Origin of the sequence: Moraxella caviae (assembly GCF_002014985.1) — a bacterium.
Classification (GTDB): Bacteria; Pseudomonadota; Gammaproteobacteria; order Pseudomonadales; family Moraxellaceae; genus Moraxella; species Moraxella caviae.
Genome location: NZ_MUXU01000017.1, coordinates 25,683 through 48,381, shown reverse-complemented (window position 1 = coordinate 48,381; position 22,699 = coordinate 25,683). Strand labels below are relative to the sequence as shown.

18 protein-coding genes and 1 pseudogene are annotated in these 22,699 nt (G+C 47.7%); 13 read left to right on the top strand and 6 right to left on the bottom strand.

The annotated features are described in order from the left end of the window. Positions 1-56: 56 nt before the first annotated feature. The 4 genes from B0181_RS02195 (at position 57) to B0181_RS02180 (ending at position 2,311) form a co-directional block, all read left to right on the top strand. Complete coding sequence (locus B0181_RS02195; protein ID WP_078275854.1) at positions 57-686, top strand: ATP-binding protein; 630 nt, start codon at positions 57-59, stop codon at positions 684-686. Further along, on the top strand, positions 683-1,330 hold the full coding sequence (locus tag B0181_RS02190) for a hypothetical protein (RefSeq protein WP_078275853.1): 648 nt from the start codon (positions 683-685) through the stop codon (positions 1,328-1,330). The genes B0181_RS02195 and B0181_RS02190 overlap by 4 nt, the downstream gene beginning before the upstream one ends. Positions 1,331-1,477: 147 nt before the next feature. Continuing rightward, positions 1,478-2,131 carry a nucleoside triphosphate pyrophosphohydrolase family protein gene (locus tag B0181_RS02185; RefSeq protein WP_078275852.1) on the top strand — a complete coding sequence of 218 codons (654 nt, stop codon included), beginning with the start codon at positions 1,478-1,480 and terminating at the stop codon, positions 2,129-2,131. Between the two features lie 9 nt (positions 2,132-2,140). Further along, positions 2,141-2,311 (top strand): helix-turn-helix transcriptional regulator, encoded by a 171-nt coding sequence (locus B0181_RS02180; protein ID WP_078275851.1) that lies wholly within the window; start codon positions 2,141-2,143, stop codon positions 2,309-2,311. Between the two features lie 350 nt (positions 2,312-2,661). On the opposite strand, the gene B0181_RS02175 is transcribed toward B0181_RS02180, so the two are convergent. Further along, positions 2,662-7,470, bottom strand: coding sequence for an NAD-glutamate dehydrogenase (locus B0181_RS02175; protein WP_078275850.1), 4,809 nt, complete (start codon positions 7,468-7,470; stop codon positions 2,662-2,664). A 511-nt stretch (positions 7,471-7,981) separates the two neighbouring features. On the opposite strand from B0181_RS02175, the gene xseA reads away from it, so the two are divergent. After that, on the top strand, positions 7,982-9,502 hold the full coding sequence (gene xseA / locus B0181_RS02170) for an exodeoxyribonuclease VII large subunit (RefSeq protein WP_158078921.1): 1,521 nt from the start codon (positions 7,982-7,984) through the stop codon (positions 9,500-9,502). Between the two features lie 120 nt (positions 9,503-9,622). Next, positions 9,623-10,285: an oxygen-insensitive NAD(P)H nitroreductase gene (nfsB, locus tag B0181_RS02165; protein ID WP_078275848.1), complete on the top strand. Its 663-nt coding sequence runs from the start codon at positions 9,623-9,625 to the stop codon at positions 10,283-10,285. A gap of 132 nt (positions 10,286-10,417) precedes the next feature. Here nfsB and B0181_RS02160 read toward each other — a convergent pair whose 3' ends face one another. From B0181_RS02160 to uvrB, 4 genes are all read right to left on the bottom strand, one after another. Further along, entirely contained in the window at positions 10,418-11,998 is a 1,581-nt protein-coding gene (locus tag B0181_RS02160; protein WP_245953299.1) for a S41 family peptidase, read from the bottom strand. A 49-nt stretch (positions 11,999-12,047) separates the two neighbouring features. Beyond that, entirely contained in the window at positions 12,048-13,607 is a 1,560-nt protein-coding gene (gpmI, locus tag B0181_RS02155; protein WP_078275847.1) for a 2,3-bisphosphoglycerate-independent phosphoglycerate mutase, read from the bottom strand. Between the two features lie 131 nt (positions 13,608-13,738). Continuing rightward, on the bottom strand, positions 13,739-14,731 hold the full coding sequence (locus tag B0181_RS02150; protein ID WP_078275846.1) for a glycosyltransferase family 8 protein: 993 nt from the start codon (positions 14,729-14,731) through the stop codon (positions 13,739-13,741). A gap of 169 nt (positions 14,732-14,900) precedes the next feature. Further along, entirely contained in the window at positions 14,901-17,009 is a 2,109-nt protein-coding gene (uvrB, locus tag B0181_RS02145) for an excinuclease ABC subunit UvrB (RefSeq protein WP_078275845.1), read from the bottom strand. A gap of 48 nt (positions 17,010-17,057) precedes the next feature. On the opposite strand from uvrB, the gene B0181_RS12250 reads away from it, so the two are divergent. The 7 genes from B0181_RS12250 (at position 17,058) to B0181_RS02115 (ending at position 22,376) form a co-directional block, all read left to right on the top strand. Then, positions 17,058-17,237 carry a hypothetical protein gene (locus B0181_RS12250; protein ID WP_147285857.1) on the top strand — a complete coding sequence of 60 codons (180 nt, stop codon included), beginning with the start codon at positions 17,058-17,060 and terminating at the stop codon, positions 17,235-17,237. A gap of 230 nt (positions 17,238-17,467) precedes the next feature. Continuing rightward, complete coding sequence (locus B0181_RS02140; protein ID WP_078275844.1) at positions 17,468-17,632, top strand: rubredoxin; 165 nt, start codon at positions 17,468-17,470, stop codon at positions 17,630-17,632. A 23-nt stretch (positions 17,633-17,655) separates the two neighbouring features. Then, positions 17,656-18,636 (top strand): alpha/beta fold hydrolase, encoded by a 981-nt coding sequence (locus tag B0181_RS02135; RefSeq protein WP_078275858.1) that lies wholly within the window; start codon positions 17,656-17,658, stop codon positions 18,634-18,636. A gap of 215 nt (positions 18,637-18,851) precedes the next feature. Then, a complete protein-coding gene (locus tag B0181_RS02130) occupies positions 18,852-19,490 on the top strand; it encodes a fumarylacetoacetate hydrolase family protein (RefSeq protein WP_078275843.1) in 639 nt (212 codons plus the stop codon). Between the two features lie 94 nt (positions 19,491-19,584). After that, a complete protein-coding gene (locus B0181_RS02125; RefSeq protein WP_078275842.1) occupies positions 19,585-20,070 on the top strand; it encodes a hypothetical protein in 486 nt (161 codons plus the stop codon). Between the two features lie 44 nt (positions 20,071-20,114). Continuing rightward, positions 20,115-21,395, top strand: coding sequence for a phosphoribosylamine--glycine ligase (gene purD, locus B0181_RS02120; protein WP_078275841.1), 1,281 nt, complete (start codon positions 20,115-20,117; stop codon positions 21,393-21,395). Positions 21,396-21,605: 210 nt separating this feature from the next. Further along, complete coding sequence (locus B0181_RS02115) at positions 21,606-22,376, top strand: MipA/OmpV family protein (RefSeq protein WP_078275840.1); 771 nt, start codon at positions 21,606-21,608, stop codon at positions 22,374-22,376. 184 nt (positions 22,377-22,560) lie between these two features. On the opposite strand, the pseudogene B0181_RS02110 reads toward B0181_RS02115, so the two are convergent. Further along, positions 22,561-22,699, bottom strand: a pseudogene (locus B0181_RS02110) (IS1595 family transposase); the annotation flags it as partial.

Below are 22,699 nucleotides of genomic sequence, written 5' to 3'. Positions count from 1 at the left end.
GGCGTGGTGATTGATGGCGTGGCACTTGTACAAAACAAGCATGTAAGGATTGGATAATGGCAATCGGTGTATTTATCTTGGGGCATTCAGGCAGTGGCAAATCTTTTAGCTTGCACAACTTAGACCCAGCCAATGTTGCTGTAATTAACGTGGTGGGCAAGCCCTTACCCTTTAAAAACGGCAAAAATTTTAAGATGGTAACGACTGATGACGCTAACTGGATTTGCCAAAAACTGCCAACCATCAAAGAGCCGATTGTGGTGATTGATGATTTTCAGTACATCATGGCAAACGAGTTCATGCGCAATTCAGACGTGAAAGGCTTTGATAAATTTACCAGCATTGGGCGCAATGCTTGGAATATCCTAAACACCATCAGCCACGGCATGAAAGACTATCAGCGTGTGTATATCTTATCACACACCGAAGAAACAGCGACAGGCGGCACTAAAATTAAAACCATCGGCAAAATGCTTGATGAGAAAATCACGCCCGAAGGCATGGTAAGCATTGTGCTACAAACCAAAGTTGATGATGGCAAAAACTACTTTTTAACGCAAAATAACGGTGCAAATACCGTCAAAACACCCTTTGAGATGTTTGATGACGCACTAATCCCAAACGATTTGAAATTTGTAGATGGCGCAATTTGCGACTACTACGGCATTACAGGAGAGCAATCATGAAACCAATCGTATTTAACCAACAAGAAGCCCTAAAAGTGGGCGCAAGCAACTTCATCGCTGGTAACACCAAGCAAAAGGTGAAAATTATCCGTGCTGAATTTGTGCAATCAAAATCGGGCGCACAGGGCGTTGAGCTAGAAATGGTGAACCAAGACAGACAACACGCCTTTCACACTTATTGGTACGAAAAGGCGAACGGCGAGATTATCGATTTTCAGTATCAGCAGTTGCAAGCGTTGATGGGCATTTTGGGCGTTCAAGTGCTTACGCCAACCCAAGGCGTTGCACCAAAGTACAATTGGGAAAGCCGCCAAACGGTGCAAGCACAAGGTGTTTATGCGCCAGAGCTGACGAACCGCATTTTTACCGCCCTATTTATCCGTAATTTTCAAGTGTACAACGGCGAAAAACGCACGAAAACCGAAATTTACGCCGCTTTTAGCGATGGCGAATTAAGCTACCGTGAAATCAATGCTGGTGTGCAAACACCGCAGGATATTGACGCAATTTACAAGCAAATGCTTGTCAAATCTGAACGCTTAGAAAAGCAAGCCGATGATGATTTGCATAACACAGTAGCAAATCAGCAAGCGAATAATCAATTTGCGCCACAAGCTGTAGCAGATGATGATGTGCCGTTCTAATCATCAAATTACGTCTTAGCAAGACCGACTAGCCCACGATACGGGCTTTCACACTGGCAACCTTTACCAGAACCGCCAAAGGAGCAGAAAAATGCCTAAACACATTCACGCAGACCTTAGCGTTGATTAAGATTAGCGGGGGAAATTATGAATAAGACTTACAAAGCACGGTTAATCAGCTGGCGAGAAAACAAAGACGTACATTTTGCCAATACGGGGCTGTCAAACTACCGTATCAGCTACTACGAAAAAGAGCGGTGTTATCGGCTGACGTATTATAACTTTTGCGAAATGAACACAGGTTGCAAGTTGTTTTACAGCGTAGACGAAGCCAAAGAATGGGCGCAGGATACGCATTATCCCGACCAAATCAAAAAGTATTTGCACGTTGAGATAAGCACGATTGACAGCATTACCGCTTGGTTTAAAACAATTAAGCCAAAACCTGCTAACAAATCAGTGCAATTTGGTGCGATGTGCGAAGAGTTTGGCGAGATTTTAAGGGCTTGCGGTATCCGTGATGAGCGATTGGAGCAAATCCGTGATAAGTTTTACCATGCAAAGCGTCCGCCATTTGAGCGCACGATTGATGATGTGGAGCTGCTGGACGCCATTTGCGATACGATTGTAACGCTCGTTGGCTTTGGCTATATGATGGGCTATGACGTTCACGGCGCATTAAACGAAGTCAATGCAAGCAACTGGAGCAAGTTTGAAAACGGCGAACCCGTATTCAACGAACACGGCAAAATCGCCAAAGGTGAGAACTACAGACCGCCAGAGTTGGAAAAATTTGTATAAGGATTGAAAATGACTGAAAAACTGATAAATTTGGCAGAAGTTGAAAGCATTATCGGCATGAAAAAAGATTTTATCTATCGCCTAATTAGAGCTGGCGATTTCCCAAAGCCCATCAAATTGGGCAGGTGTAGCCGATGGAAATTATCTGAAGTTTGTATGTGGATGGATAGTAAGCAATAAGGTATAATGGCTGTGTTTTTACATAGCCATTATTTTTAGTAGTAAGATTAGTAGTAGAAATTTTATTTTTACAAAAAATAATGTTTTAAATCAATAGTTTATATGAAAAAATTACATTTGACTGGAAAATGCAAGTATAGCAACAACTTCCATAATCTGCCCACAAACAAACCCCGAAACCATGATAGTTTTGGGTTTTGTTTGATTAAAAATTAGGTTAGATGATTTGGATTTGGGCGGTTTATCGTTAAACCTCTGCCATCACCCAAGCCTTCTTCTTTTGCCGCATTGTCGTCAATCCACAAAAAACCCACGTCATAAAACGTGGGTTTGTGGTTTGGCTTGCTAGGTTAGCTGGCTTTTAAGCCGTTCATTTCGCTGAGCAGCACAGACAATGCCGCAAGTCCAACTTTTTGCGCAGGGTCTTTTAGGCTTTCACGCTGTGTGGTAAGCGCAGCAAGTTTCGCAGCTTGTTTTTGCTGCCATGCGCCAAAGCCGTCCGCACCGTGCGCGCTTAACACATCGCCAACAAGCGCAAGCAATGTGCGATTCAGCTCAAGCGACAACGCCAAATTCGCGCGGCGATCCCAATAGCTTTGTGCTGGCAAGGTCTCAAGTAAGGCGTTTAGCTGCGCCATACCAAGTGCGTCCGACATCGCAAAATACACGCTCGCCACATCAAACAGGTTTTGCTGTTTTTGGTGCGCCAACGCCACCACGTCCAGCGCTTGCACATAAATTGGCAAACGTGCAAACACCGCCGCGGCATCAGCGTCCAGACTGGTCAGATTCAGCGTTTCAACTTGCGCTGCCATCACATCAGCAAAATGCGTCTGCACAAGGCTGTCATTTTCCATCAAGGTGGCGATTGCGGTTTTAAAGCTTTGTGCCGTTTGCGCCACATCGCTTAGGTCAGCATTGGTCAAGAACCACACCATGCCTTGTTTGAGTGCTTCACGCACACCAAGCTCAATGTCCAAAAGCAGCGTTGCATTTGCTTTATTGTCCAGCGCTTCTAACTGATTCCACGCCGCTTGTGCGCCAAACACATCACGCACCACCGCATAAGCACGGGTGATGTCAGCGATGGATTTGCCCGTCTCATCATGCAAGCGATACACCGTTTCCATGCCAAGGCGGTTCACCAAGCCATTCGTCAAATAAGTGCTGATGATTTCACGGTGCAAGCGGTGCTTCACCATTTCATCATAATAAGGCTCAGTCAGCGCATTCGGGAAGTATTTTTTCAGCTCATGTAAGAAATACGCATCGTCCGTCAAATCGCTTGCCAGCATTTCGTCATACACCCACATTTTGCCATAGGCAAGCAGCACCGCAAATTCAGGATTGGTCAAGCCACGCCCTGCTTTTTGACGCTGCGCAATCGCATCATCGCTTGGCAAATACTCAATCGCGCGGTCTAGGCGGTTTGCTGATTCTAAGAACTGCATGAAACGCTGATGCTCGCCAAGTCGCTGCGCTGCTTCACGAGCAGACAGTTCAATGGCTTGCGGCTGTAGGTAGTTTTGGCGCAATACCAGCTGTGCCACGTCGTCCGTCATGCTTTCTAGCAAAGCATTGCGCTGCTTGGTGGTCATATCGCCTTGCTCAACCACTGCGCCCAGCAAGATTTTGATGTTTACTTCGTGGTCAGAGCAGTTCACGCCGCCTGAGTTGTCAATCGCATCTGTATAAATGCGGCCGCCATTTTGCGCATACTCAATACGCCCTTTTTGGGTGCAGCCTAAGTTACCGCCTTCACCCACGACTTTCGCACGAACTTCGTTGCCATTGACACGAATCGCATCGTTGGCACGGTCGCCCACGTCTGCATGATCTTCATCGCTGGATTTGATGTAAGTGCCGATACCGCCATTCCAAATCAAATCCACAGGCGCTTTTAATAGCTTATTTAAAAGCTCGTTTGGCGTCAGCTCATCTTCTGCAATGTCAAAAGCCACCTGCATTTGTGGGGTGATTTTGATGGATTTATCGCTGCGGTTAAACACGCCACCGCCTTCACTGATGAGTGCGCTGTCATAATCCGTCCACATTGAGCGTGGCAAATTAAACAAACGCTCACGCTCAGCATAAGACTTGGCTGCGTCTGGATTTGGGTCAATGAAAATGTGCAAGTGGTTGAACGCCGCTTGCAAGCGAATGTGGCGAGACAGCAGCATACCATTACCAAATACATCGCCTGACATATCGCCAATGCCCACCACGGTAAAGTCGTCTTTTTGCTGAATGTCTTTATCCATCAAGCGGAAATGACGCTTCACGCTCTCCCACGCCCCACGCGCGGTAATGCCCATGCCTTTGTGGTCGTAGCCTGCTGAGCCACCAGAAGCAAAAGCGTCTTGCAGCCAAAAGCCATATTCTGCCGACAAAGCATTGGCGATGTCTGAGAAAGTCGCTGTGCCTTTGTCCGCTGCCACCACCAGATACGGATCGTCTTCATCATGGCGTACAGTGCGTGCAGGCGGCACAACTTTGCCGTCCACCAAATTATCCGTAACATCAAGCAAGCCACGGATAAAGGTCTGATAGCACGCCACACCTTCAGCTTGCCACGTCTCACGGTTGCCAGCTTTTGAGCGGTCTTTACACACAAAGCCGCCTTTAGAACCCACTGGTACGATGACGGCATTTTTCACCATCTGCGCTTTTACCAAGCCTAAGACTTCGGTGCGATAATCTTCCATGCGATCGCTCCAGCGCAAACCACCACGCGCCACCTTGCCACCGCGCAAATGCACGCCTTCAATGCGTGGTGAGTACACATAGATTTCAAACATTGGCTTTGGTTTTGGCAAATGCGGAATGCGGCTGGCAGCAAATTTAAACGACACACGGTCTTTGCGCTTGCCGTCTTGATCCAACTGGTAGAAATTGGTGCGCAACAGTGCGTCAATCAAATCCAAGAACCAGCGGATAATGCGGTCTTCATCAAGACTTGCCACGTTTGCCAATGCGCCATCAATCGCCGCTTTCACGCTTGCCATGCGCTCAGCACGCTCATCATCTGCCACATCTGGCGACATCTTGGCGATGAACAAATCCACAATCAAGCGTGCCAAATTGGCATTGCTGGTCAAGGTCTGATGGATATAGTCGCTAGAAAACGGTGCGCGTGCTTGTACCATATAGCGAGACAGCGCACGCAATACCAGCACATGATAAGCGTCCAAATCTGTGGTCAATACCAGCTCATTTAGGCGGTCAGATTCAATGTTGCCCGCCCAAATTTCTTTTAGACTCAGCTCAAATTGTGAACGCACCACCGCCAAATCAATGGCGTCTGCCGTGCGCAGTTTGAGTTTGTATTCTTGCAGCCACGCTGGTGTGCTGGTGGCAAATTTAAAGGTTTGCGAATTGATGACCGACACACCAAAGTTTTCCAAAATCGGCAATACATTTGACAAAGCCGATGGCTCGCCCAAGCCGTACAATTTTAGGCGCAGCTGATCCACGCTTTCGCCTGCCGATTGATACAAATGCCAAATCAAAGGCTCATCGTTTGACAATGCCAGCATTCTTTGGGTGTCTGCCACAGCGGTATGTACATCGTAGCGCTCTTGGTATGCCGCTGGAATGTGCGCCGCATAATCACGCAAAAGCTCATTGGCACGGCTTTCGCCCAGCACTTCGCCAAGCACACGCGCATAATCGTCCGTCCAATCTTGCATAAGCGCCGTCAATTTACGCTCAAGCGCAGGCAAATCCACCGCTTTTACTTGTCCCGGCACGGTGCGCACATGGATATGCACACGCGCATGGTGCAGCTCGTTAAATTCGGTAGTGAAGTTTGATGAAATACCGCCAAAGGCTTCGGTCAGCATTTCTTGCATTTGACGACGCAATGCTGTGTCAAATTTATGGCGTGGAATGTACACAAGGCACGACACAAAACGCTGATAATGGTCGGTGCGCGCCAAAAGACGCAAGCGGTTTTTGTCTTGTAATTGGGCGATGGCAGTTACCGCAGGATACAGCTCGTCAATGTTGGCTTGGAACAAATCATCGCGCGGCAAAGTATTGACAATGTGCGCCAATTTTAAATAGGCATGGCTGTTTTTTGGCAAGTTTGACAACGCCAAAATCTTTTCTGCTTTTTCACGCAGCAGCGGAATTTCACGCACGCTCATTTGGTAGGCTTGCGAAGTCAAAAGCCCCACAAAGCGGTATTCACCCACCAATTTGCCCGTTTCATCATATTTATGAATGCCTAGAAAATCCATGTACACAGGGCGGTGTACTGGCGATTCGTGGCTAGATTTTGATAACAGCAGCACGCGTGGCACAGTCAAAAGATGTTTTAGCTCATCTGGCAAGCGATGAAAACTTTTTGACAAGCCGTTCTCGCCATTTTCACGCAGCACGCCAAGTCCGCTACCGCCCACAGTGTACAGCTCTGGCACATCGCCGCTGCCATCTAGGCTGTATTCTCTAAAACCAAGGAAAATAAAGTGATCATCACGAATCCAATCTAAAAAACTGGTGATTTCTTCTTTAGAACTTTGCTCGGTTGGCAGTGGCAGGCGTGCCATATCCTGAATGATACCGTCCAAGCGATCACGCATTTGTGTGTGGTCTGCCACGACAATATCCAGCGTGGTAATGCGCTCAAGCAGCGCCTTTTGAATGCGTGCCAAATCACCATCGGCTTGGCGGTCAATCTCACAATGTAAAAACGAAAATTGCTGACTGATGGTGCTGTTGCTCTCATCGGTGCGCACCACGTCCGTCAGTGCGCCTGCGTCATCACGCACCGCTTTGATGATGTTGGTATAAATGCGGTGTACGCTGATGCCCAGCTTTTCAAGCCCCATCAGCATGGTATCTGTCAAAAACGGACGGTCAAGCGCCACCAGCTGCACCACCGTGCGCCCACTATGAAAATGATGCTCATCGCTCACAGGATTGATGACGGCGACTTTCGGATTTTGTCCGTTGTGGTGCTTAAGCAGGCTAAAATGGTGCAGCGCCATGCCCGCCAAATTCACATCGTCAATATTTGCCGCGTCATCAGCGTGCAGGTATTGATAATACACTTTGATGAACTCATCAAGCAATGCTGCGTCTTGGCTGGCAACGTGCGAGCGTGCGATTTTGGCGATGTTTTCTAAGCGTTTTTGGTCAATGGTTAAAGGTATCATAAGATGTCCATTTTTGGTTATTTCTTAAGTTGTTCTTAAGATTTTTTCAAGTTTGGCGTTCGTCAAATACTCGCTTTTAACGAACGCTTGTTTTATTGTCTTTTTGCGCTTTATTGGTACATTTTTAAACGCACCGACCGCTTTATCCAGACAAATTTAAGCATAAGATACTAAAGTGGCAAGCGAATTACAAATGAAGAATTTTTGTTTTATTATCAGAAAAAATGATAAATCTTGCATTTTTATGCTTGTTTCGTGATAAATTTTAATGAATGCGTGCTTTGAGTAGATAAATCACTTGGCTGTATTTTACGATGATTACGCCGCTGTTTTTGTTTTTCAACTTTTGCATTACGCCAAGCTGTGTTATAGTAGCTTTTAATTTGCAATTTGCCGCCTGATTTGTTGTAAATTTTGACAAATGGCAATCATCATTAAAATTGCCCTTAAACAAGCTTTAAAAACCAACTTTAAAACCACAAAACCAACATTCACCCAAACCAAAACCACCATGAGTACCCAGCGCCACCTTGACAAGCTGATGACTGCTGCTATGCACCTTGAGCAGTCTACCGCCGATGACATCACACGCCGCCACCAGCAAATCGCCGATGAACTGGCGGCAGATGACGAGCTGATGGCGATGAGCGCACAGATGGCAGACGTTCAGCTGTCGTTGAGCGATTATTTAGAAGCGGTAAAATTGGTGGTGCATGACACCTTTGATCATGATGTGTGGCTGCGTGCCGAAGTGCGTGCGGTGTCTGGCAAAGGCGGGCATTATTATTTTGAGCTTGCCGAAAAAGACGACACAGGGCAGATTGTGGCGGCAGCAAAAGCGACTTTATGGCGTTATCGTGCCAGCAGCGTGATGGCGAAATTCACCGCCAGCACAGGCACGCCCATCAGTGCAGGCATGAGCATTTTGGTGAAGGCGAACGCCACTTTTCACCCGCAATACGGCTTTAGCATTAACATCAGCGACATTGACCCAAATTATACGCTTGGCGCACTGGCGATGGCATATCACGCCATGCTAAAACGCCTGCAAAACGAAGGCTTAACCACGCTCAATAAATCCTTGCCCACGCCTTTTGATATTCGTGATGTGATTGTCATCGCACCAGAAAATGCCGCAGGTTTGGGCGATTTTCGTGCCGAAGCGGACAGACTTGCCAGCACCAATGCTTGCCGATTTTATTATCATCACGCCACATTTCAAGGCAATCACGCCCCCAGCGAAATTCGCACCAGCATTACCCATACCATGCGTGAATTTGTACAAAAATATGAGCGTTCGCCTGATTTATTGGTGATTATTCGTGGTGGCGGTGCGGTGGGCGATTTGGCGTATCTCAACGACTACGAACTGGCGGCACTCGTGGCAGAGCAGCCTGTGCCTGTGTGGGTGGGCGTAGGGCATGAGCGAGACCGCATTTTGCTTGATGAAGTGGCGCACACTCGTTTTGACACGCCATCTAAGGTGATTGCCGCCATTGAAAGCCATCTGCTGCGTTTGGTACAATCCGCCAAAACCATCATGCAAAGCACACAGACAATGGCTTTACAAAGACTTCACAATGCACAGACAAAAAGTCAAGCCGCTATGACACGCAGTAAACTCATCGCCCAATCACGCCTGCTGCTGGCGGACAAAGACAGCCGTCATGCCATGACGCACAGCCAAATGCTTGTTAGACAGCGCATGAGTACAAATAAAACACGGCTTGATGCACAGCTAAAGCGTGTGCAAACCGCTGCCAAAGCACAAATTAGCACTGCCAAAGCGCACACCGCCACTCACTTAGCCACGCACCAAAGACTGCGCCCACGCCTTATCAATTTAAACGAACATTGCCGTCAGCTGTCTCGGCTGATTTTGGTGCAGCACCCAAAGCGCACGCTTGAGCAAGGCTATGCGCTCGTCAGAGATGGCGATGGTGCGCTTATCAGCACCGCCAAACACGCACAAGCCGCGTCTGTCTTGCAGGTGGAATTTAAAGATGGTGTGGTGCAAGCTGTGCCAAAATAAGCGTACTTGACGGATTAAAAATTTACAGCTTTAAAAATTATTAGTTTAAAATCAATAATTTAAAAACCAACGCCTTAAAAACAACGACTTAAAAATCAGCAACGCCTAAAAGGAATATTTATGAATGCCCAAACCGCCCAACAAATCGCAAACGCACGCCGCACTTGCAAAGCCTACGACCCTACTCGCCGCCTAGATGACGAAACCTTTGGCGCACTGCTAGAAGCCTTGCGTCTTGCGCCATCGTCCATCAATATTCAGCCGTGGCAATTTTTGGTGGCGGACACAGACACCACCAAGGCTCGCCTATGCACCAGCATGACAGGCGCAGACACGCACAATGTCGCCAAAGTCATGAACGCAAGCCACGTCATCGTGCTATGCACCCGCACCACGCTGGATAATGCGCATTTGGATGCGGTGATGGCTGCTGAAAAATCGGCGGGACGCTTTAAAGATGATGCCGCACTCACAACACGCAAGCAGCATTGCTTAAGTTATCTGACGCCGCTGCAGCAAGATTCGGCACGCCTGAATGTTTGGGCGGAGCAGCAAACCTTTATTGCGCTTGGGCATTTATTGATGGCGGCACAAATCGCAGGCGTGCAAGCAACGCCAATCGGTGGCTTTAATAATGCTGCGCTGGACGATGAATTGTCGCTGCACGCCCAAGGTCTAAAAAGCTCGGTGATTGTCTCACTGGGCTATGCCAGTGCCGATGACGCCAATCAAACTTTGCCGAAAGCACGCCTGCCAGCCGAAAAAGTCATTACTTTTTTGTAAATTTACCACGTTTATTAGCAACAAAAAAGACAAACCGATTAAGTTTGTCTTTTTTATTTTTAGTGTGGTTTGTGTATTAGTTTAAACAAAGTAAAAACTTAACGTTTGGCAACACTTACCCAAACCACCCATCTAAAACCCACCCACAGGCGCAAACTCAATACCTTCGTCAAGTTTGCCTTGCTCCATGATGTTAATCGCTTGCGACAGCCACGAGTCAATATTTGACGCAAAAGGCGCACCCACGCTGTCATTCGACAAAGCCGAAAATTCCACATCAGGCATCACGCCCACGCCATCAATCTGCTTGCCATCTGGGGTTAGATAGTGTGCAGTAGTCAGCTTGATGGCTTGCTCATCGCCAATCGGAATGATGGATTGCACCGAACCTTTGCCGTAGCTGGTCTCGCCCACCACCAGCGCACGCTTGGCGGTTTGCAGGCTACTCGCCAGCACTTCAGACGCTGAAGCCGAATAGCGATTTTGCAGCACGATAACAGGAATTTCGTCCAAAAGCGGTGAGCGATTGGTGCGTAAAATCTGCGCTTCTTTGCCGCGCCCTGCCACTTGCGTAACGATTTGATTGCGCATGAACAATGACGCCACGTCCACCGCCGACTCCAGCACGCCACCGGGATTATTACGCACATCAATGACAATGCCCTGCACCGCATTTAGCTGCGCAAGCCCTTGTAAAATCTGATCGCGCGTGGTGTTTTGAAAAACAGGCAACTTAACGATGACAATGCCACCATGCGTCAAAATCTCAATATTGCTTTGCTCTTCTTCGGTGCGATCCAGCGTGGCGCTGCGTTTTGAGCGCCCTGCCTTTGAAAACGTGATGTCCACAGTCGTGCCGACAATGCCATTTAAAAGCTGCACCACATCATTGGACGTTTGTGCGCCATCTAGCGTAATATCACCAATTTGGTGCAAATAATCGCCCATCGTAACGCCTGCTTTGGCGGCAGATGAATCCGCTACCACATCACTAATCACCCAGTGATTATCAGCCGCGCTCCACGTTGCCGTCAAGCCCACGCCTGCCACATGACCACTGGTAAACGACTGCAAATTTTCAAACGCCTTTGCGTCCAAAAACTCCGCATGGCGATCCACTTTTTGTAGCATGCCATTGATGGCGTGATAAAACAGCTTGTCATCGCTGATTTCATCAGGATATTCACGGCGCACCAAATCCACCGCCGCCACAAACGTTCTTAGTGTGTTTGGTGAAATGGCATTGAGCGGCACACGCCCTTGGTGCAAGCCATCAATACCGTGCAGCACGTTTGGCTCGCTTTCTAGTGCTTCAAGCGACACGCCACTGGTATCACCTTCTGCGCCGTCAGCGGTGTTGGCATCGTTGGCGGTGCCAGAAGCGGTGTCAGAATTGGCATTTGCACCTTTACTTGCCATATCACCATCTGCCAAATCTGGCACGCTCACTTGTGCAAAACGCACCGTTTGGGCAGGCGTTTTGGCGGCAGCAGGCTGATGAATGAGCAGATTTGCACCCAAAACCCCTGCCATCACCGCAGCCATTAAAGCGCTTTTGGTGATTGGCTGGGCTGGCTTAGTTGTTGGCTTAGCCATGCTTTGGGATAATGCCGTCATTTTGATTGCTGAAAAATCCGTCATTTTATTCATCGTCTCACTTGCCGCTTTGTTCATTGCCTTGTCAAGCTGCGCCACACGCAAGATTTTAGCCATGCTTTTGAGCTGTAACGCAGCCATAAGTAACGCAGCCATGCTTTGGCTATTACTTATCCACAAGCAGACTTTCGCCTGTCATTTCGGTAGGTTTATCCACGTTCATCAAGTGCAATAACGTTGGCGCAACATCGCACAAACGTCCGCCAGTACGCACCGACACATCACGCTCGCCCACATAAATAAACGGCACAAGCTCGGTGGTGTGCTGAGTATGCACCTGACCGCTTTCGTAGTCTTGCATTTGCTCGCAGTTGCCGTGGTCAGCGGTAATCAGCAAGTGTCCGCCAGCGTCTTGCACCGCTTTGGTGATGACACCGATACACTCGTCCACCGCTTCCACCGCCTTCACTGCCGCTTCAAACACGCCAGAATGCCCCACCATGTCGCCATTGGCATAATTGACAATCAGCACGTCAAACTTACCAGACTCAATCGCTGCTTTAAGTTTGTCCGTTACTTCATACGCGCTCATTTCAGGTTTTAAATCATAGGTGGTAACGTTTGGGCTATTCACCAAAATGCGCTCTTCGCCTGTGTACAGCTCTTCACGTCCGCCGCTAAAAAAGAAAGTAACGTGGGCGTATTTTTCGGTTTCAGCAATGCGCAGCTGGGTTTTGTTTTGGTTTTGCAAATATTCGCCAAGTGTGTTGGCAAGACTGGTTGGCTCATAAGCAATGCTGGTTTTGGCATTGTCCGCCAAGTCGTCTGAATATTTGGTCAGCATGACATAAGCTGACAACTCTGGGCAAACTTTGCGCTCAAAGCCGTCAAATTCCTTATCTACAAAGGCGTACGACAGCTCACGCGCACGGTCGGCACGAAAATTCATAAAAATCACGCCATCGTTGTCGCAAATCACGCCATTATCATCAATGATGGTCGCTTGTACAAATTCGTCCGTCTCATCGGCAGCATATGCCTGCGCCACTGCGTCCGCACCATCGGTGGCGGTGCGCACGGCCGCCGCTTGGGTGAGCAGCTCGTACGCTGCCTGCACACGATCCCAGCGCTTATCACGATCCATCGCATAAAAACGCCCAATCACGCTGGCAAGTTTCGCTTCGCCTTCAAATTCAGCATTCAATGCGTCAAGCGCTTTTTGTAAATCCGCCACATAGCCATCGGCAGATTTTGGCGGTGTATCACGTCCGTCCAAAAAGGCGTGGATAAAGACTTGCAATGCGCCTTTTTGTAGTGCCAATTTGGTTGCTGCCTTGATATGCTCAATGTGCGCATGCACGCCGCCATCAGACAATAGACCCAAAATATGCACCGCGCCTTCGTTGTCCAGCGTGTTTTGCACCGCTTGATTCAGCACTGCGTTTTCAAAAAATTCGCCCGTGCTGATGTCGTTCATAATGCGTGTGGAATCTTGGAACAAAATACGGCCAGCACCAAGGTTCATATGTCCTACTTCTGAGTTGCCAAATTGCCCATCAGGCAAACCCACGTCCATGCCAGAGCCTGAAATCAAGCCATTTGGGCAAGTGGCGCTTAGGCGGTCAAGATTTGGGGTATTTGCCGCCAAAACGGCATTGTCACGTGGGTCTTCACGATGCCCAACACCGTCCAAAATCATCAACACATGAGGGATTTTTTTTGTCATGGGAGTTTCCTTGTTAAGTTTGGATTAAACCATAAATCAGCCGCCAAAACAGCCAAAACACGCGCTATTGTAGCACAGTTTACATGGCAATGAAAAACTCAAAAACCGCCAGCCTGCCAGCAAATTCGCCATCAAAAACAGCGATAACTCACTTTTTGGGCGGCTGGTACTGCGCACAAATGGCGTGCGTATGGGTGTACAGCAGGTTTTGGTGTGCGCACCCAAGGGCTGCTGGCATAATACTCATCGTAAGTGGCGTTTATGCCTTTATTATCCCAAGGCTTCATCACACCCAAAAAATGCACCAATTTTATGCTCGCCCACTTATTATCAATCAGTGCTTCGTGGGTGTGCCATTGTTGCCAGTTGTATTGTGGCGGCACAAAAACCACGTCATTTTGCAAGGCAACGTTGAGTACGTCTTGGTCTGGGCATTCAAACAAACAATGATGCTTGGTTTGCGTCAGCACCGCCACGATTTTATCATTGATGCGCTTGGCGTGCCACGCTGCAATGTCAATCAACATCACGCCTGAATTAAAATACATATTTGTCGGCTGCAAACCAAACAGCCGCGTGTGCGCCGAATAAGCAAGATACTTGGTATTGATGCCAAGGTCAAGCACCACCGCCGCCACTTTGTCTTGCAAATCCATGCGATACAGGCTGTAAATTTCGTCCACGCACAGCACATCAGCGTCTAGGTATAAAACACGCTGCGCCACATCTTTTAAAATTTCAGCAATCGCCAAGCGGTAATACATGGCGGTTGAAAAATGATGCAGTACAGGCAAAGATGTGAAATACGCTGGATTAAAATAATACACATAAACGCTGGCTTGGGCGTTTTGGGCAAGTTTGATGAAATTATCTTTATCAAGCTGGCTGATTTCATCAACAAATAAATGAAAACACAGCGACGCACCTTGATGATTTTTTATGACAGAATGTGCGGTAATGCCTGCGTATTTAACATAAGTACTATCCACCGCAAATGCGATGTGCATGATGTCTGTGTCATCATTTATACTGTTGTTTTTATTGATAAAATCCGCCAGAATTTCTTTGCGTCTTAATAAAAGATCGCAAGAAAACAGCTCTTTTGCGCCTATCGTTTGCTGCACTGTAACACCTTTAAAAGCACGGCTAATTATAGGCGTAATTTTATCATTAAATCTGGCGTTTGGCTGGCGATATTGTCAAATTGTTACAATTATTGTAGAATTATTTAAACAATTCACCGACAATTCATCGAATATCCGCCACGCTCATCACGTCATTTTTACCGCCTTGCTATTTCAACCACTCTTTCAACGCCAGCAACTTATCACGGATTTTCATTGCTTCTTCAAATTTTAAATCGGCAGACAAAGTGTGCATTTGCTTTTCTAGGCGGCTGATTTCTTTGGCAAGCAGCTCAGGGCGGCGCAAAATCTCTTCGTCCACATCACTGATGGCATTTGGCACGGTCAAAATCTCGGTTACGACATTATCATCGCCCACGTCAATCTTATCAGTAACAGCACGCTTGGCAGACTGCGGTGTAATGCCATGTTCAAGGTTAAAGGCAATCTGCTTGGCACGGCGGCGCTCGGTCTCATCAATCGCCTTTTGCATACTTGGCGTAATGCTGTCCGCGTACAAAATCGCCTTGCCATTGACGTGGCGCGCGGCTCGTCCAATCGTCTGAATCAGCGAACGCTCAGAGCGCAAAAAGCCCTCTTTGTCCGCATCAAAAATCGCCACCAGCGACACTTCGGGCATATCCAGCCCTTCACGCAAAAGGTTAATCCCCACCAGCACATCATGCACGCCTGTGCGCAGCTCATGAATGATTTGCATACGCTCCACCGTGTCAATGTCTGAATGCAAATACGCCACTTTAATGCCGTATTCTTTTAGATAACTGGTCAAATCTTCCGCCATGCGCTTGGTCAGCGTGGTAATCAGCACACGCTCGTCCAAAGATTTTCTTAGGTTAATCTCGCCAAGCACATCGTCCACTTGTGTCAATACAGGACGAATTTCCAGCACAGGATCGACAAGCCCCGTTGGGCGCACGACTTGCTCCACCACTTGCTCAGCACGCTCAAGCTCATAAGCCGCTGGCGTTGCCGATACATAAATGGTGCTGGGCTTAATGCGCTCCCATTCTTCAAATTTCATGGGTCGATTATCCAGCGCACTGGGCAAGCGAAAACCGTACTGCACAAGCGTCTCTTTGCGGCTTCTGTCGCCTTTATACATCGCGCCAATTTGCGGTACGGTAACGTGGCTTTCGTCAATAAACAGCAGCGCATCAGGCGGCACATAGTCAAACAACGTTGGCGGTGCTTCGCCAGCGGGTCTGCCTGACAAATGCCGTGAATAGTTCTCAATGCCGTTACAATAACCCAGCTGCTGAATCATCTCAAGGTCGTACTGCGTACGCTCTTTGATGCGCTGCGCTTCCACCAGCTTATCATGCGCACGAAAATACTCCAGCTGCGTGGCAAGCTCATCTTTGATGGTTTCACGCGCCGCTTCTAGGCGGTCTCTTGGCGTAACATAATGCGACTTTGGATAAATGGTAATGCGCGGCACGGATTTGGCGGTTTTGCCTGTCAAAGGGTCAAACCACGCAATTTTCTCCACTTCATCATCAAACATCTGCACACGCACCGCAAGGCTTTCACTCTCGGCAGGATAAATGTCCAGCGTCTCGCCACGAATGCGATAAGTACCACGCGCAAAATCCATATCGCCACGGTCATACTGCAGCTCCACCAAGCGCTTAATCAGTGCCGTGCGATCCACCCTGTCGCCCACCACGATGTGCAGCAGCATTTTTAGATAACTTTCTGGGTCGCCCAAGCCATAAATCGCCGACACACTCGCCACGATGATGGCGTCCCTGCGCTCAAGCAAAGCACGCGTGGCAGACAGGCGCATTTGATCAATGTGGTCATTCACCGCCGAATCTTTTTCAATGAACGTATCACTCGCTGGCACATAGGCTTCAGGCTGATAATAATCATAATAAGACACGAAATATTCCACCGCATTGTGCGGAAAAAACGCCTTAAACTCGCCATACAGCTGCGCCGCCAGCGTCTTATTATGCGCCATAATGATGGCAGGTCGCCCACTTTCGGCAATCACCTTTGCCATCGTGTAAGTCTTGCCAGAGCCAGTTACACCAAGCAAGAGTTGCTCATTCATGCCTTGATTGATGCCGCTAACCAGCCCTGCGATTGCTTTTGGCTGATCGCCACTTGGCTCATATTCGGTCTGCATTTCAAAGGCGCGGCTGCTGATTTGCGTGCCTGACACATTCACGCCCGTCAGCTGCGCTTCGTCTTGGAGTTGTTTAGCAAGTTGATTGAGTTTGCGAGTTTCTCGCCCTTGGTCTGGAATGCGCATGTAAGTTTTATTCTAAATGGTTGTGGTTTTAAAAATTGTGGTCTATCAATGAAAAGAATCAATCCGCCAACGCCATCAACGCAGCCATCGGCAATACACCTTAATAAGGGCAAGGCGCGGCAAAATCAAGCCATGAGCAAATCTGCGTTTAATTTGCGCTTTTTGGTGTGTTTATCGGCAAATTTATCGCCAACTCATTACAAAAAATTGATTGAATGGATTGGCTAAAAACACGCCAGCCCTTGCACAATTTGGCTAAATTTCAACCAAACCCGCCACAAATCCACAAAAAATCGCAAATTTTTACAAATTACACTTGAACAAAAACCGTTACATCTGTAAACTTAAAAGGTTTTTACCAACTTGGTTAAGTTTGGCAAATTACGCTTAGCAATAAAGTAAAATTTCATTCTTATTTTATCATTTTTAATTTATTATTTTAAATCAAGAGAGCTGTTATGAAAAAATATCAATGCGTGGTGTGCGGCTGGATTTATGACGAAGCAGTGGGCTGCCCAGAAGAAGGCTTACCTGCTGGCACACGCTGGGAAGACATTCCAGACGATTGGACTTGCCCAGAATGTGGCGTGGGCAAAGAAGATTTTGAAATGGTAGAGATCTGATTTTGAACGAATTTTTTGCGCCAATGCCTGCCAAGCCGCCTGCCAGTTGGGCGAAATTTGGCAGCATTGACTGGCAGCCGTCCGACTTATCGCCGCACTTATACCAAGCCATCATTGACATCGGTGAAGGCCTGCATTTGTGCGTGGAAGCTGGCGGCAATCCTGACAATCCGCCCTTGCTGTTTATCACAGGGCTAGGCTCGCAAATGCTGTTTTGGTCGGATTCTTTGCTTGCAGAGTTCATCAAGGCAGGATTTTTTGTGATTCGCTTTGATAATCGTGATACAGGGCTGTCTAGCCAAATTCGTATCAACGGCTTGCCACGCCTAAATCCGCTCAAAATGATGCTAAAAATGCAAGCAGGACTGTCAAACCGCCAAGAACACACGCCCTACACGCTCATTGACATGGCAGAAGACGTGGCACGGCTGATTAAAACACTGCGCCTGACGAAAGTGAGTTTGGTCGGTGCGTCTATGGGCGGTATCATTGCGCAAATCGTGGCGGCACGTTATCCTAATTATATAGATAAACTAAACCTACTTTTCACCACAAGTAACCGCGCCCTGCTTGCGCCGCCCAACCCCAAGCAATTTCTCACCTTCATTCGCCGCCCAGAAAGCCACTCGGAGCGTGATATGGTGCGCCACAGCGTGTGGTTTATGACCGCAGTCGGCTCGCCGGGGCATTTGGACATCAAGCGCACACGCGAAATTGCCGAAAAACGCTATCAGCGCAATTTTAATCCGCTGGGTGTCAGTCAGCAGCTCACAGCAATTTTGGCGACAGGCTCGGTGCTGCGCTTTAGCAAGCAAATCCGTGCCAAAACACTCATCATTCACGGCAACAAAGACGGACTGGTCAAACCAAGCCACGGCAAGCTGCTCGCCAAAGCCATTCCCAACGCCAAATTTGTGCTGGTGGACGGCATGGGACATGATTTGCCTGCCTATTATCACCCACATTTGGTGCAGCTCATCAGCACGCATTGCCAGTCGGATTAGGTGGTTTTCAGGTGGTGGTTTTTTGAAAATTGGTTTGTGATTTAAAATTATGATTTGAAATCGGTTTGTGAAATTGCTTTACAAGATTGGTTTATAAAAAGCCACTTTACAAAACACCCACTTTATAGGAAAATCATTACCGCAAATCACATAAAAATCACATGAAAACCACACCAAAACCACGCCCTCAACCCCATCAAAGCCACGGAGAAATCATGACTCGCCCCAGCGTTACTTTCTACCCTGCTGATAATCATGCCGACAGCAGCGCCGCCCAAAACATTGCGGTAAACACCATTTATTGCCTTGGACGCAGCTATGCCGAACACATCAGCGAACTTGGCAATGCCACGCCTGATGAGCCGCTGATTTTTTTAAAACCGAACAGCAGCCTAAGCACGAGCAACACGCTGACATTACCTGAGTTTAGCCAAGACGTTCACCACGAAACCGAGCTTGTGCTTTTAATGGGTGAAAATCGCCAAATTTTGGGCGTGTCGGTGGGGCTGGATTTGACGGCGCGCGATGTGCAAAGCGTGATTAAAGCAAAAGGCTTGCCGTGGCTAAAAGCAAAAGGCTTTAAGCAGGCGTGCTGGGTGGGCGATTTCAAGCCTTACAAGCCTGCTGAATTTGAGCTGTTTTTAAGCGTCAATGGCGAAGTACGCCAACACGACACCACCGCCAAACTCATGTATTCGCTTGATGAAATCGTGGCGTATTTGGACGAACTTTATGGCGTGCAAGCGGGCGATTTAATCATGACTGGCACACCAAAAGGCGTGGGAAAACTTGAGCGCGGCGATCGCTTGGTGGTAAAATTGGGCGATGACAGTTATAATATTAACATCGTGTAAAATTGTCGTGCACAAGACGGCTTTAAAATAGCTTTGTTGTCAATGCACAAACCACACCTCCGTTTTATTTCTCAACCAAACACAGACGCTTTTTATGAAAATCAAATTTCATCACATTGCCCTGCTTGCCAGCTCGCTACTCATTAGCACCCTGCCAGCCATGGCAAACAATTACTCAACATATATCAAAAACAGAACTAAAATTAAAAATCAGCTGATTTCATGTTTAAACCAAGAAGATACGCTGCACTACTCTTCGGCATTTAACGGCTGCATCGTAGACGCAGGTGCAGAATTTCAAAAACTGGGAGATGCTGAATATCGTAAACTTGTAAGACGCGAGCCTGATGACTTAGAACGACTGACCCGAGATCGCAATCTATTTATACAGTATATTGAATATTGTGACAATTTTAGTGAATTGTCAGGATCGCATAGGGGTGCATGGACAACCCGTGCAATATGTCGCCTACAAGCTTCCCAATCCTATTATCAGTTCATACTTGACGTCAAAGAGGATGCCACTTTAGTCGACTCTTCAATCCCACAAAGAGTTGATAAAGCATTTTTATTAAAATAACCCTATTAAATCAAAATAATCTCTTTTTATTTAAGGAATTTTCCATGAACATTTTAGTACTTGGCACTGGCGGCCGTGAACACGCATTGGCATGGGCAGCAGCCAAAGATGAGAAAGTTGCCAAAGTTTTTGTCGCCAAAGGCAATGCAGGCACAGCGCTTGAGCCAAAATTACAAAACGTGGATTTGAACGTTGCCGACCACGCCGCTGTCATTGAATTTTGCCAAAATAATGATGTGGCGTTTGTCATCGTTGGCCCTGAAGCACCGCTTGTGGCAGGCGTGGTGGACGATTTGCGCGCCGCTGGCATTAAAATCTGGGGCCCAAGCCAATACTGCGCCCAGCTAGAAGGCTCAAAGGCATTCGCCAAAGAATTCATGCAAAAACACGGCATTCCAACCGCCTTTTATCAGGTGTTCACCGAGATTGACGCTGCCAAGGCTTTCGTGCAAGAAAAAGGTGCGCCCATCGTCATCAAGGCGGACGGCTTGGCGGCTGGAAAAGGCGTGATTGTGGCGATGAGCATTGATGAAGCAAATGCTGCGATTGATGATATGCTGGCGGGCAATAAATTTGGCGACGCAGGCAGCCGTGTGGTGATTGAAGAGTTTTTGGCAGGCGAAGAAGCGTCTTTCATCTGCATGATTGATGGCGACAATATCCTGCCGATGGCAACCAGCCAAGACCACAAGCGCATTTTTGAAGGCGACACTGGCGCAAACACTGGCGGCATGGGTGCGTACTCGCCTGCGCCTGTCGTAACTGCTGATGTGCATGACAAAGTGATTGAGCGTGTGATTCGCCCTGTTGTGGAAGCCATGAAGGCAAACGGCACGCCTTATACAGGATTTTTATACGCTGGTCTGATGATTGACGCAGCGAATGATCCGTATGTGATTGAGTTTAACTGCCGCTTTGGCGACCCTGAAACCCAGCCAATCATGATGCGCCTAGAAAGCTCGCTGACCGATTTGATTTTGGCAGGACTTGACGGCAACTTGCCAAAACAAGCCAAATGGAGCGACAAAGTGGCGCTAGGCATCGTGCTTGCCAGCAAAGGCTACCCAGAAAGCTCAAGCAAAGGCGATGTCATCACAGGCTTGCCAAGCACAGACGCTAACGCAGATGTGAAAGTTTTCCACGCTGGCACAAAGGCGGATGGCGATAACATCGTTACCGATGGCGGACGTGTGCTGTGCGTTACCGCCCTTGCCGACACCATCAAACAAGCGCAAATCAGCGCCCTAGAAGCGGTGGGCAGTATCAGCTTTGACGGTATGCAATATCGCCGTGATATTGGTTGGCGTGCGATTGAACGCAGCTAAGATGGCTATTTGGCGTTGATTTAATAAGATAAACCCTTGATTTTTCAGGGGTTTATTGCTATTTTGCCAAATATTTAAAATCAGCGGATAAGCATGGTTGGCTTGGCGGTCAAATCGTTACAAAAATTCACCCAAAATTTAACAAATTGTTTTATAATCAATCCAAGTAACCCACATTCAAATCCACAAACAATACAAATGCGGTAATTTATGAAAATCTTAGCTCAACTTAGCTTGATGACGTCTGCGTGTGTGCTGGCTCTAGCCGCTCACGCCCAAAACCTACCCACCGATGATAACGCACGCCTGCGCTTGGGTGCGGTTGCCAGCTTTAAATCTGGCGGCTATGACACTGATAATAACGTTGGTGCAGCACCACTTTTTCTGTATGACAACAACCGCGTGTACCTAGAAGGCTCTGAAGGCGGTGTGTACGCCTACAAAGACAACGAAAACTGGCTGCGTGCTGGCTTGGGCTTTGATGGGCGCAGCTTTGATCCAGACGATGCAAAGACTTCGCAATTACAGGGCATGGACAAGCGCAAGGCTTCGGCAAACGCTTATGTCAGCTATATGCGCATCACACCTGTGGGCGGCTTTGAAGTTAAGGCAGCAACCGACATTTTAGATCGCAGCGGCGGTCAGTCTGTGTCGCTTGCACACCGCTCCAAGTTTGACTTTATGAATGGCGATTTGACCGTGTATCCAAAGGCTGGCGTTACTTGGTACAGCGATGATTACAACCAATACTACTACGGCGTATCGGCAGACGAAGCGGCTCGCACAGGCGTGAGCGTCTATCAGGCGGACGCAGGTTTCTCGCCTTTTGTGTCGGCAAGCGCCTTTTACCAAATCAACGACCGTGTAAGCCTATTTGGCAACCAAAAATTTGAATGGCTTTCTAGCGAACAAAAACGCAGCCCATTGACGGATTCTTCGGTGGAATCCAGCACCAATTTAGGTTTGCTGTATCAGTTTTAATGCCCTTTTAATACTTTTTAAAACCAAACCGCCAGATTGAACGGCTTAAATTTAAGCGTTTCAATTTGGCGGTTTGAATTTAACGGTCTTAATTGATATAAACCGAACACAAAACCACTTTTTAAATACCTATCACCCTGCCGAATACATTTGACTGAATTTATTTAGGGGCTGTCCTAGATAACTAGAACAAACGCTCCCTAACTAATTGTTTTAAAATGGAAATTTGAGTTTTTAAGTCACTGTGATTAAAACGCCATTCGCATTCCTTTAAATAAAGCTCAAAATGCTCTTTGGGAATGCCATTAAACTTGCGTAAATGA

Coding starts and splice junctions, on each gene's coding strand:
- B0181_RS02195 (WP_078275854.1), top strand. CDS start 57: ATGGCAATCGGTGTATTTATCTTGGGGCATTCAGGCAGTGGCAAATCT.
- B0181_RS02190 (WP_078275853.1), top strand. CDS start 683: ATGAAACCAATCGTATTTAACCAACAAGAAGCCCTAAAAGTGGGCGCA.
- B0181_RS02185 (WP_078275852.1), top strand. CDS start 1,478: ATGAATAAGACTTACAAAGCACGGTTAATCAGCTGGCGAGAAAACAAA.
- B0181_RS02180 (WP_078275851.1), top strand. CDS start 2,141: ATGACTGAAAAACTGATAAATTTGGCAGAAGTTGAAAGCATTATCGGC.
- B0181_RS02175 (WP_078275850.1), bottom strand. CDS start 7,470: ATGATACCTTTAACCATTGACCAAAAACGCTTAGAAAACATCGCCAAA.
- xseA (WP_158078921.1), top strand. CDS start 7,982: ATGAGTACCCAGCGCCACCTTGACAAGCTGATGACTGCTGCTATGCAC.
- nfsB (WP_078275848.1), top strand. CDS start 9,623: ATGAATGCCCAAACCGCCCAACAAATCGCAAACGCACGCCGCACTTGC.
- B0181_RS02160 (WP_245953299.1), bottom strand. CDS start 11,998: ATGGCTAAAATCTTGCGTGTGGCGCAGCTTGACAAGGCAATGAACAAA.
- gpmI (WP_078275847.1), bottom strand. CDS start 13,607: ATGACAAAAAAAATCCCTCATGTGTTGATGATTTTGGACGGTGTTGGG.
- uvrB (WP_078275845.1), bottom strand. CDS start 17,009: ATGCGCATTCCAGACCAAGGGCGAGAAACTCGCAAACTCAATCAACTT.
- B0181_RS12250 (WP_147285857.1), top strand. CDS start 17,058: ATGAAAAGAATCAATCCGCCAACGCCATCAACGCAGCCATCGGCAATA.
- B0181_RS02140 (WP_078275844.1), top strand. CDS start 17,468: ATGAAAAAATATCAATGCGTGGTGTGCGGCTGGATTTATGACGAAGCA.
- B0181_RS02135 (WP_078275858.1), top strand. CDS start 17,656: ATGCCTGCCAAGCCGCCTGCCAGTTGGGCGAAATTTGGCAGCATTGAC.
- B0181_RS02130 (WP_078275843.1), top strand. CDS start 18,852: ATGACTCGCCCCAGCGTTACTTTCTACCCTGCTGATAATCATGCCGAC.
- B0181_RS02125 (WP_078275842.1), top strand. CDS start 19,585: ATGAAAATCAAATTTCATCACATTGCCCTGCTTGCCAGCTCGCTACTC.
- purD (WP_078275841.1), top strand. CDS start 20,115: ATGAACATTTTAGTACTTGGCACTGGCGGCCGTGAACACGCATTGGCA.
- B0181_RS02115 (WP_078275840.1), top strand. CDS start 21,606: ATGAAAATCTTAGCTCAACTTAGCTTGATGACGTCTGCGTGTGTGCTG.